The 9835-nt window shown below is 65.9% G+C and carries 9 protein-coding genes; 7 read left to right on the forward strand and 2 right to left on the reverse strand.

Annotation, left to right across the window (positions count from 1 at the left end):
• The first annotated feature begins 5 nt into the window (after positions 1 to 5).
• Together KHC28_RS07315 and fabI are read left to right on the forward strand one after the other, a co-directional pair.
• Positions 6 to 974, forward strand: coding sequence for a phosphate acetyltransferase (locus KHC28_RS07315; RefSeq protein WP_214007687.1), 969 nt, complete (start codon positions 6 to 8; stop codon positions 972 to 974).
• Positions 975 to 1023: 49 nt separating this feature from the next.
• Positions 1024 to 1809, forward strand: coding sequence for an enoyl-ACP reductase FabI (fabI, locus tag KHC28_RS07320; RefSeq protein WP_214007688.1), 786 nt, complete (start codon positions 1024 to 1026; stop codon positions 1807 to 1809).
• Positions 1810 to 1899: 90 nt separating this feature from the next.
• Here fabI and KHC28_RS07325 read toward each other — a convergent pair whose 3' ends face one another.
• Both KHC28_RS07325 and KHC28_RS07330 read right to left on the reverse strand, forming a co-directional pair.
• Positions 1900 to 3597 carry a Na/Pi cotransporter family protein gene (locus KHC28_RS07325; protein ID WP_214007689.1) on the reverse strand — a complete coding sequence of 566 codons (1698 nt, stop codon included), beginning with the start codon at positions 3595 to 3597 and terminating at the stop codon, positions 1900 to 1902.
• A 178-nt stretch (positions 3598 to 3775) separates the two neighbouring features.
• Entirely contained in the window at positions 3776 to 4219 is a 444-nt protein-coding gene (locus KHC28_RS07330) for an SRPBCC family protein (protein WP_214007690.1), read from the reverse strand.
• A gap of 438 nt (positions 4220 to 4657) precedes the next feature.
• Between KHC28_RS07330 and KHC28_RS07335 the strand changes: the two genes are divergently transcribed.
• The 5 genes from KHC28_RS07335 (at position 4658) to KHC28_RS07355 (ending at position 9406) form a co-directional block, all read left to right on the forward strand.
• Positions 4658 to 5674 (forward strand): Bug family tripartite tricarboxylate transporter substrate binding protein, encoded by a 1017-nt coding sequence (locus KHC28_RS07335; protein ID WP_214007691.1) that lies wholly within the window; start codon positions 4658 to 4660, stop codon positions 5672 to 5674.
• Positions 5675 to 5800: 126 nt separating this feature from the next.
• A complete protein-coding gene (locus KHC28_RS07340) occupies positions 5801 to 6304 on the forward strand; it encodes a hypothetical protein (protein WP_214007692.1) in 504 nt (167 codons plus the stop codon).
• A 34-nt stretch (positions 6305 to 6338) separates the two neighbouring features.
• A complete protein-coding gene (locus KHC28_RS07345) occupies positions 6339 to 7859 on the forward strand; it encodes a tripartite tricarboxylate transporter permease (RefSeq protein ID WP_214007693.1) in 1521 nt (506 codons plus the stop codon).
• Between the two features lie 11 nt (positions 7860 to 7870).
• Complete coding sequence (locus KHC28_RS07350; protein ID WP_214007694.1) at positions 7871 to 9157, forward strand: LVIVD repeat-containing protein; 1287 nt, start codon at positions 7871 to 7873, stop codon at positions 9155 to 9157.
• Positions 9158 to 9166: 9 nt separating this feature from the next.
• Positions 9167 to 9406: a hypothetical protein gene (locus KHC28_RS07355; protein ID WP_214007695.1), complete on the forward strand. Its 240-nt coding sequence runs from the start codon at positions 9167 to 9169 to the stop codon at positions 9404 to 9406.
• The last annotated feature ends 429 nt before the right edge of the window (positions 9407 to 9835 follow it).

Here is a 9835-nt window from a genome sequence, read left to right on the forward strand (position 1 = left end):
AGCGCATGGCCGATACGCGGACACCGGCTCCCGACCCTTCGGCCCCGTCCAAATATGATCGGCTGATCGCCGCCGCGCGCGCCGAGACGGCGGCGGCAACCGCTGTCGCGCATCCCTGCGACGAGACTTCGCTGCGCGGGGCGCTGGAGGCGGCCGAGGCCGGGTTGATCGTGCCGATCCTCGTCGGTCCCGAGGCGAAGATTCGCGCTGTGGCCGACAAATGCGGGCTCGACCTTGCCGGCATCGAGATCGTCGACGCGCCGCACAGCCACGCGGCGGCCGCCAAGGCGGTCGAGCTGGTGCGCGAAGGCCGTGCCGAACTGCTGATGAAAGGCAGCCTGCACACTGACGAGCTGATGAAGGAGGTGACCGCCTCCGCCACCGGGCTGCGTACCGACCGGCGCATCAGCCATGTGTTCGTCATGGATGTGCCCGGCCATGCCGAGACGCTGTTTATCACCGACGCCGCGATCAACATCTTTCCCGACCTCGACGCCAAGCGCGACATCATCCAGAACGCCATCGACCTCTGGTGCGGCGTCGGGCTCGGCACGCCGAAGGTCGCCATCCTCTCGGCGGTGGAGACGGTGACCACCAAGATCCCCTCCACCATCGAGGCGGCGGCACTGTGCAAGATGGCCGAGCGCGGGCAGATCACCGGCGGCCTGCTGGAAGGCCCGCTTGCCTTCGACAATGCGGTGGATCCCGAGGCGGCGGCGATCAAGGGCATTGTCTCGCCGGTGGCGGGCCACGGCCAGATCCTCGTCGTGCCCGATCTTGAGGCCGGCAACATGCTGGCGAAGAACCTCACCTTCCTGTCGCGGGCCGATGCGGCGGGCATCGTGCTAGGCGCTCGGGTACCGATCATCCTGACCTCGCGGGCAGATTCGGTGCGCACGCGACTGGCCTCCTGCGCCGTCGCCGCGCTCTATGCCGGCCGACGCCGCCGTGCCACTCCTGCCATCGCCGAATAGCCGCCTGCCGCGATCCCTGTTCCCGCCGGCCATTGAAGGAAGCGTCGCGATGTCCATTCCCGCCGTGCAGGCGAAGCTGCTCGAAGGCAAGAAAGGCCTGATCGTCGGGATCGCCAATGACCGCTCGATCGCCTGGGGCTGTGCGCGAGCGTTCCGCGCCTTCGGCGCCGATCTGGCGATCACCTACCTCAACGACAAGGCTCGCCCGCATGTCGAGCCGCTGGCGACCGAGTTGGAAGCGCCGATCTTCCTGCCGCTCGACATGGCGGTCCCGGGACAGGTCGAGGCGGTGTTCGAGAGCATCGCGGCGACATGGGGCAAGCTCGATTTCGTCGTGCACTCCATCGCCTTCTCTCCACGCGACACCCTGGCCGGCCGGGTGACAGATGCGCCGCGCGACGGCTTCCTGACCACGATGGAGATTTCCTGCTGGTCGTTCCTGCGCATGGCGCAACTCGCCGAGCCGCTGATGAAGGATGGCGGCACGCTGTTCACCATGACCTATTACGGGTCGGAGCGGGTGGTCGAAAACTACAACATCATGGGCGTGGCCAAGGCGGCTCTGGAGAGCGCGGTGCGCTACATGGCGGCCGAGCTCGGCCCCAAGGGCATAAGGGTGCACGCCATCTCGCCGGGGCCGCTGGCGACCCGCGCGGCATCCGGCATCCCGGAATTCGACTCACTGCTGGAGAAGGCGAAGAGCAAGGCACCGGCGCGCGAACTGGTCTCGATCGACGATGTCGGGGCGGCCACCGCCTTTCTCGCCCATGACGCCGCCCGGCTGATCACCGGGCAGGTGCTCTATATAGACGGCGGCTACCACATCATCGACTGAATGCCGTCACTCCACGGCGCGACGGTTCCCGACCGTGTGCGGGCATTGCGGGTTTGGAGCCGCACGCCATCGGACCGGTTCGGCGCGCGCTCATCCGCCCGCCGAGCCATTCCGCAGCGAAAGCATCGATTGATCGTCGAACTCGCCGCGACCGAGAAGATGAGCCGTTGCCCGCCAGGCATGATGGGCGAGCCGATCGAGTTGCAGGACGGCATCGATCCGCGCGAAGGCATCCGCAGCGGTCAGCTCTCCCGGCGCGACGGAAGCCAGTGTCGACGCACGATGATCTCGCTGCAAGGCACCGAGCTCCCTCGCGGCCTCCTCCACCTCGGCGAGCGCCGTGATCGTCGCAGGAGCCGGGTTCCAGCCGATAGGGGCAGCCTGCATGCTGAGGGCTGTTTCCGAGGTGATCGAATTGCCGATCGCCTGTGTCGCCTGCATGGCGCGGTTGCACAGCTGGGCGGCGCGCCGATCGTGAACCAAACCGGCCGGCTGGCTCGCGAGACTGCCACTCGCCAGGATTTCCGCCAGACGCGCGGCGTGATCGAGCGCGTGCAGCGTGCTCGTCATCCGCCGCCGCTCGGCTTCCGTCCCGGGTTGCTCCTTCAGCTCCGACAGGAAATCCCGCACTTCCTCGAGCGTGGCGATGGCCGCCACGCCCTTCTCCGGCGCGAGGCCGGCTCCGGTCGAAAGTCCGGCGGAAACTGAGGCGGAGGCGGTCGCAACCATATCCGCGACGACACGCCGGGCGGTTTCGACCGCGATGACCGGACTGGAGAGCGCGCTCGGATCGAGGGCGCGCTGCAGTGCCGTTTCTCTGGAAGGCAGCAGCCGCTCCACGATACGGGTGAACCACGGCGTCGCCGGCAGCAGCACCGCCACGCCCACAACGTTATACGCGGTGTGATAGGCCGCGAGCAGCGTCGTCCCATCGACCGAGCCGGTGAACGCGTTCATCAGCGCCGTGGTGAAAGGAAAGGCGACGATCGCGATGAGCGCCGCGATGACCTTGAACAGCACATAGGCGAGGGCGAGGCGCTTGGCCGTCGCACTGGCGCCGATGGCCGCCAGGGCAGAGCTCGTCGCCGTCCCGATATTCTGGCCGATGATCAGTGCCGCGCCCTGCTCCAGGCTGACCGCGCCGGCAAAGAAGGCGGAAATGGTGACGGCAATGGCCGCCGTCGACGATTGCATGACGGCGGTCATGGCGAGGCCGATGGCGATCAGCGTCATAAGACCGACCGACCCGGCCGCCCATCCGACCCCCGGCATGCCGAGCACCACCGGCAGATCGGAGGGCTGGAGGGTCTCCGCAAGGCCGCCCATGCCCTGCTGCAGGGTCGTCAGCCCATAAAGCACCAGCGCGAAGCCCGCGAGCGCGGCGCCCGCCGCTGCGACCCGCCCGCCCGCCAGCAGCTTGGCGAGCGCACCGATGAAGATCAGCGGCAGGGCATAGGTCGACAGCGAGACGCGCACCCCGATCAGCGCCACCAGCCAACCCGTGCCGGTGGTGCCGATATTGGCGCCGAAGACGAGGCCGAGCCCCTGAGGAAAGGTGAGAAGTCCCGCGCTGACGAGACCGATTGTCGTCATCGTCACCGCGCTCGACGACTGGACGAGCAGCGTCACCACGGCGCCCCAGAACGCGCCGGAGGCCGGCGTGGCCGCCGCCTTGCCGAGGACCACGCGCAAGGCGGATCCCGCCAATGCCTTCAAACCATCGGTCATGACGGTCATGCCGAGCAGAAACAGTCCGACGCCACCGAGAATGGCAATTGCAGTCGACATGTCCACCACCCTGCGAAAATCGAACTCATACCGCCCGCGGCCCGGTACCGATAGCTCGCCGCATCCCCGGCCTTACCGAGGCCCGGTGGAAGGCGGCTCCCGCGCCGTCGTCCACGGCAAGACGCTCCGATCACGGCGGCCTCGACGCGGCTGACCCTGAGCAACGACGGCCGAAACGCTACGGCCTGATTTCCGGCTCGACGAGCCTGGCCAGGTTCCGCAGCGATTCCTGCCATCCGAGATAACAGGCCTCGACCGGAATGGCGTCGGGAATGCCAGCCTGTACGATGACGACCTCTGTGCCGACCGAGACGTCCTTCAACGTCACGGTCACCTGCATCTCGCCCGGCAGGGCGGGATCGTCGAACACGTCCGTATAGCTCAGGCGCTCTCCCGCGACGAGCTCGACATATTCCCCGCCAAAGGCATGGCTGTTTCCGGTGGTGAAGTTGCGGAAGGACATTCTGAACGTCCCGCCCACCTTCGGTTCCAGATGATGGACCGTGCAGGCAAAGCCGTTCGGCGGAAGCCATTTGGCGAGTGCGTCCGCCTCGATGAAGGCCCGGAAGATCTTTTCCGGGCGGGTCGCGAGAACACGGTGCAGGCGTACGGTGCCGGGCATTGAGCGTTCCTCCGAGATCGCCGATCCATACGTCAAGGACGACCACGGCCTGGCGCGGCCGACACGACGGCGACAGTTTTTACGTTACCGCCACGGATGGCTGAGCGTCCCCATCGGCCGTCGAACTTCCGATGGGCGACCAGCCGCAGGACATCGACTTCCCCCGGCAGGCACCCGCCACCCGCCTATGCATGGCCCTGGCCGCCAATCTTGCCGGAACGGTAGCCAGCTCCCCGCACAACAACCAATTATATATTGGTTTAATCTATCCAGAGAATAGGGGGCATTTCAGCGGCAGAATGAGCAGTATCGAAGCAAATTTCTTGACTCATTGTACAACCAATATATAACCAAATGAAAATCGGTATGGATCAATCCAGCCGCGGGCTCGCCAAGCCCGACAGATGATGGCGCGACAACGCGCTCGGGAGGAAGCCAATGTCCATTACGCTTGATCGCAGGCAGGTGCTGCTCGCAGGAGCGGGCGTGCTCGTCGCCATGCCGTCCCTAATCACGCCCAAGACCGCCAGCGCCGCCGGCGAATTCCCCAGCAGGACGATGCAGGTGCTGATCCCCACCGGCGAGGGCGGCGGCGTCGATCAGGCGGCCCGCGCCTTCAACCGCGTCTGGTCGAAATATCTCGGCGCCAATTTCGAGTATTCCTACTTCCCCGGCGCATCGGGGCAGGTAGGCTACGAGGTCTTCGTCGCGAAGCGCGAGCCGGATGCCTACAATATCCTCTTTGGAAACATCGGGCCGGAGATGATCATGTATGCGACCCAGAAGGTCAAATACAAGTACCCGGAAGATTTCGTCTACATCGGCAGCATGGATGTCGACGATTCCGTAATCTGGGTGCCGGGCAACAGCCGCTTCAAGACCATCGGCGACATGGTCGAGGAAGGAAAGAAGCGCGAGATCACCCTTTCCACCAGCCGCCTGCCGCATCCCTCGACCATCGGCGCGCTGGCGCTCGCCGAAGCGACCGGCATGAAGGTGCGGATGATCCCCTATGGCGGAGGCGGTCCCGCCCGCTCGGCGGCGATCACCGGCGAAGTCGATGGCTGCGCCACCTTCCTGTCTTCCTCGCTCGGGCTCGGCGAGCAGGCGCGCTTCCTCACCGTGTTCAACGACACCAACCGCGCGCCGGAACTCACCAACAACGCGCCGCCGGTCAACCAGGCGCTCGGCACCAAGATCCCGCAAATGTCCGGCCAGCGCGCCATCGCCATCCATGCCAAAGCGGTGGAAGCGTATCCCGACCGGGTGAAGAAGCTCTCCGAAACCTTCAAGCAGGTGTTCGCCGATCCCGAATACAAGACGGTCGCCGAGAAGGCCGGCACGCCCTGGGAGTTCATCCAGTATGGCGACGCCGCCGCCTGCCAGGAATCGGCGAAGGAGTTCGTCGAACTCGCCGAGCGCTTCCGCCCGCTGCTGAGCGCCTCCAAGGGCTGAGTCGGACGACACGACCTCCTCGGTGCCACCACGAAGGCGGCACCCGCGGCCGCCTCGCACAGGCCGCATCCCGCCCGGCGGGTCCGGGTCCGCATGCCAACTCCGCCCCCTGCGCAGGACATCGCCATGAACGACGAGCGTGACGGCAAGGTCGCGACCGGCGCCGACTGGATCATCCCGGCCCTCGGCGCCGCCTTCGCGATCTACTACCTGATCTCCATCCGCGAGCTCGACTGGGAGGCGAAGGTCTCCGGTGTGTTCTGCGCCGTGGTGCTGTTCATCCTGATCGGCATTTTCGCCATTCGTACCGCCGTCGGCCTGCTGCGCGGCACGCATTATCTCCAGATCACCAGCCTCTACGAGGACCACAAGCTGGCGGTGCTGCGCAGTGCGCTGTTCGGCCTGACCGTACTCTCGGTGGCGGTCATCCCCTGGGCCGGCTTCACGCTGAGCACCTTCGGCTTCCTGTTCGCCAGCTTCATGTGGCTGGAGCGCATGTCCGTCCGCGCGGCGGCGATCACCGCCGGCGCACTGGCGCTCGGCGGCTACATCCTGTTCATCCTTATTCTGCGGACCTCGTTCCCGCAGGGTCCCTTCGAGCGCCTCGTCTCGGCCCTGACCGGCCTCTGAGCGCCGGCAACGCCCCGCGGACGGGAGGTCCGACATGAATCTCAGCCTGACCGTGCTCTCCGACCAGTTCCTGCTGAACTTCAGCTATCTCTGGCTGATCGTGATCGCCACCACCATCGGCATCATCATCGGCGCCATGCCGGGCTTCGGCTCGGCCAACACCATCATCATGCTGCTGCCCTTCACCCTCGCGGTGGATGTCGAAGTGGCGATGATCTTCATGGTGTCGCTGTTCGTCGCCTCGCATATGGGCGGCGGCATCACCTCGATCCTGCTCAACATTCCCGGCAATGGCGGCTCGGCGGCAACCTGCCTCGACGGCTACCCGATGGCGAAGAAGGGGCTTGGCCAGCAGGCGCTGGTGCTGTCCTTCGTCGCCTCGACGGTGGGCGGCATGGTCACCGCGCTGATGTCGATCTTCCTGCTGCCCTATATCGCTCGTCTCGCCTTCTACATGCACAGCGTCGAGATGGTGGTGATCCTGTTGTTCGGTATCACGCTGATCGCCTCGGTCGCCTCCGACAATATGCTGAAGGGGCTGATCGCCGGCTTCCTCGGCCTGCTGATCGGCGCGATCGGCGCCGATTCCATCTATTCGACGCCGCGCGGCACCTTCGGCTTCATCGAACTCTATGACGGCGTGCCGCTGATCGCGGTGCTGATCGGCGTCTTCGCCATCTCCGAAGCGCTGATCATGATGGAAAGCTCGTCGGTGCTCTCGGAGACCGGCATGCAGATGATGAAGCAGGCCGGCTGGAAGGAGACCTGGGAGGGCGTGGTCATGTCCTTCCAGCGCACCTGGCACATGATCTGGACCGGCATCATTGGGCTGATCATCGGCATCGTGCCGGGCGCGGGCGCCTCCATCGCCGCCTTCGTCGCCTACCAGCAGTCACGGCTCTATTCCAAGACGCCGGAGGAATATGGCAAGGGCATTCCCGAGGGTGTGATCGCGCCGGAATCCGCCAATAATGGCTGCGCCTCGGGCGACCTGATCCCACTGCTGGTCATCGGCGTGCCCGGCGGCACCACCGCGGCGGTGATGCTGATCGTGATGACCTATCACGGCGTGCAGCTCGGCCCGCGCCTGTTCATCCAGAACCCCGGTCTCGGTTATGGCGTGTTCATCACCATGCTGATCGCCTACGCGGTGATGCTGTTCACCACCCTGCCGCTCACCCGCTGGGTGTCGAAGCTGGTGATGATCCCGACCCCGGTGCTGGCGCCGATCATCATCGCTTTCACCCTCGTCGGCGCCTTCGCTCCGCGCGGCTACATGTTCGACCTGTGGCTGACGCTGTTGTTCGGCGCCATCGGCTATGTCTGCCGCAAGACCGGCTTCAACGTCGTCGCCCTGCTGATCGGCGTGATCCTCGGGCCGATGCTGGAGGCGAATGTGATGCGCGCGCTGCGCATCAGCGGCAACGACCCGTGGGTGTTCTTCTCCTCGCCGGTCGGCAACATATTGTGGGCGGCGCTGGCGATCTCGCTGGCCATCCCCTCCATGGTGCAGTGGCGGCGCAACCGGGCGGCGGCCCGGATCGCCGCCGCCTGAAGGGCTTGATCATGACCGTCCACATGCCGCATGGCGCGTTGGCCAGCGCCAACATCCGTCCGCTTGCCCGGCTCGACCTGCCGGGCGGCGGCGAGGTGACGATCAAGGATGGCGTCGCCTTCGTCGGCCACATGTCGCCGCCCGATGGCACCACCATCCTCGACATCGCCGACCCAACCCGACCGCGCATCGTGGCGCGCCTCGCCCCGCCCGACCCTTTCTCGCACACCCACAAGGTGAAGGTGGCGGGGGACCTGATGATCACCAATGTCGAGCGTCACCGTCGGCATTTCTACCGCAAGGGCGAGCGCCTCGCCGTGGTCGCGGCAGAGCTTGCGGCCCGCCTCGGCCGCCCTGCGGAGGACAGCGAGATCGCCGCCGCGCTTGGCGTGGCCGCCACTGACCTCGCCGATCTGCGCGCCGGCCTGACACGCGGCTACGACGCCGGCGGCTTCCGGGTGTGGGATATCGCCGATCCCGCCAATCCGCGCCTGCTTTCCTATGTGAAGACCGGTGGCATCGGCGTCCACCGCTTCGACATGGACGAGCGCTACGCCTACATCTCCACCGAGATGGAGGGCTATGTCGGCAACATCCTCGTTATCTACGACCTGGCCGACCCAGTGTATCCACGCGAGGTGTCGCGCTGGCACCTGCCCGGCCAGCATGTGGCCGGCGGCGAGGTGCCGACATGGCCCGGCCAGCGCCATCGGCTTCATCATGCCCTGCGGGTCGGCGACATCCTGTGGGCCGCGTGCTGGTATGCCGGCGCCTATGCGATCGACATCGCCGACATCGCCCGGCCGCGCACGCTCGGCAGCTACAATTACCACCCCCCTTTCCCCGAGCCGACCCACACGGTGCTTCGCCTCGCCGAGAAGATTGCCGGCCGTGACATCGCTCTGATCGTCGACGAGGAGCACGACCACACCCCCGGACAGCCCCATGCGTTTCTCTGGGTGATGGACGCTACGGATCCGACTGCACTGAAACCTGTCTCTACCTTTCATATCGCGGAGAACGCGTCGCCCTATGTGCGCGTCGGCGGTCGGTTCGGCGCGCATCAGTTCCAGGAACGACAGATCGGCAGCCTCGTCTTCGCGAGCTGGTTCGCCGGCGGTCTACGCGTGATCGATCTCGCCGATCCCGACACGCCGCGCGAGATCGGCCACTTCATCCCATCCCCGGCACCCGGTCACGTGGCGCCGCAGAGCAACGACGTCGATGTCGATCCTCGCGGTATCGTCGCCCTGCTCGACCGCGATCGCGGGCTGGACCTTCTCGCTTTCGAGAGGTGAGGGCACCGGATGTGCATCGATTGCCTCGATGAGCGGCCCGACTCCCCGGCCGCAACGCCAAGGGAACTGGCGTGGCTCGCGCGGCGCATCGAGGCCGACATGAGCGGCGAGCCGGTGCCTGATCGCGCGTGGGCGATCTATTTCTGTGAGCAGACCGGAGCTCTCGGCTGGCGCGAGTTGGACCGCATCGCCCGCGCCCTGGACGGCGCACGCCTCATCGTCACGCTTGCCGGCGCTGGTAGCCCATGACGTCGCGCCGGCACGGCGCCGAATACTGCTCTCATTGGGAAGCGCGCCGGTCCGCACCGATATTCCGGCGATCTCCCGGCGCATCAGCCGAGACGAAGAGACCGCGTATAGTCATAGGCAACAGATCGCGGATATCCCATCAGCTCGGATTAGTTTCCGTCTCGAAATGAACAACGTCCCTCGCTGGAGCTGACGAGGATTTTCGGTGCCAGAATGCCCATCTGGCGGACTCCCTCCGCTAATTGCTCAACGGTACTTTGCCTTCGATACTCAACGGGTACCGAAATATACCAACATGCGTCTCAAAAACCGACGGAGTCTCGGCGCGTTATCAGGGTGGGACGTTCTGTGCGTCGGGCTATGACCGGGCGGAGTTTGGGCCGGAGGAGGTTTTCGGCTGGCGGACGGCGGCGCGGCGATCATGAGCCG

Source organism: Ancylobacter sonchi (assembly GCF_018390695.1).
GTDB lineage: Bacteria > Pseudomonadota > Alphaproteobacteria > Rhizobiales > Xanthobacteraceae > Ancylobacter > Ancylobacter sonchi.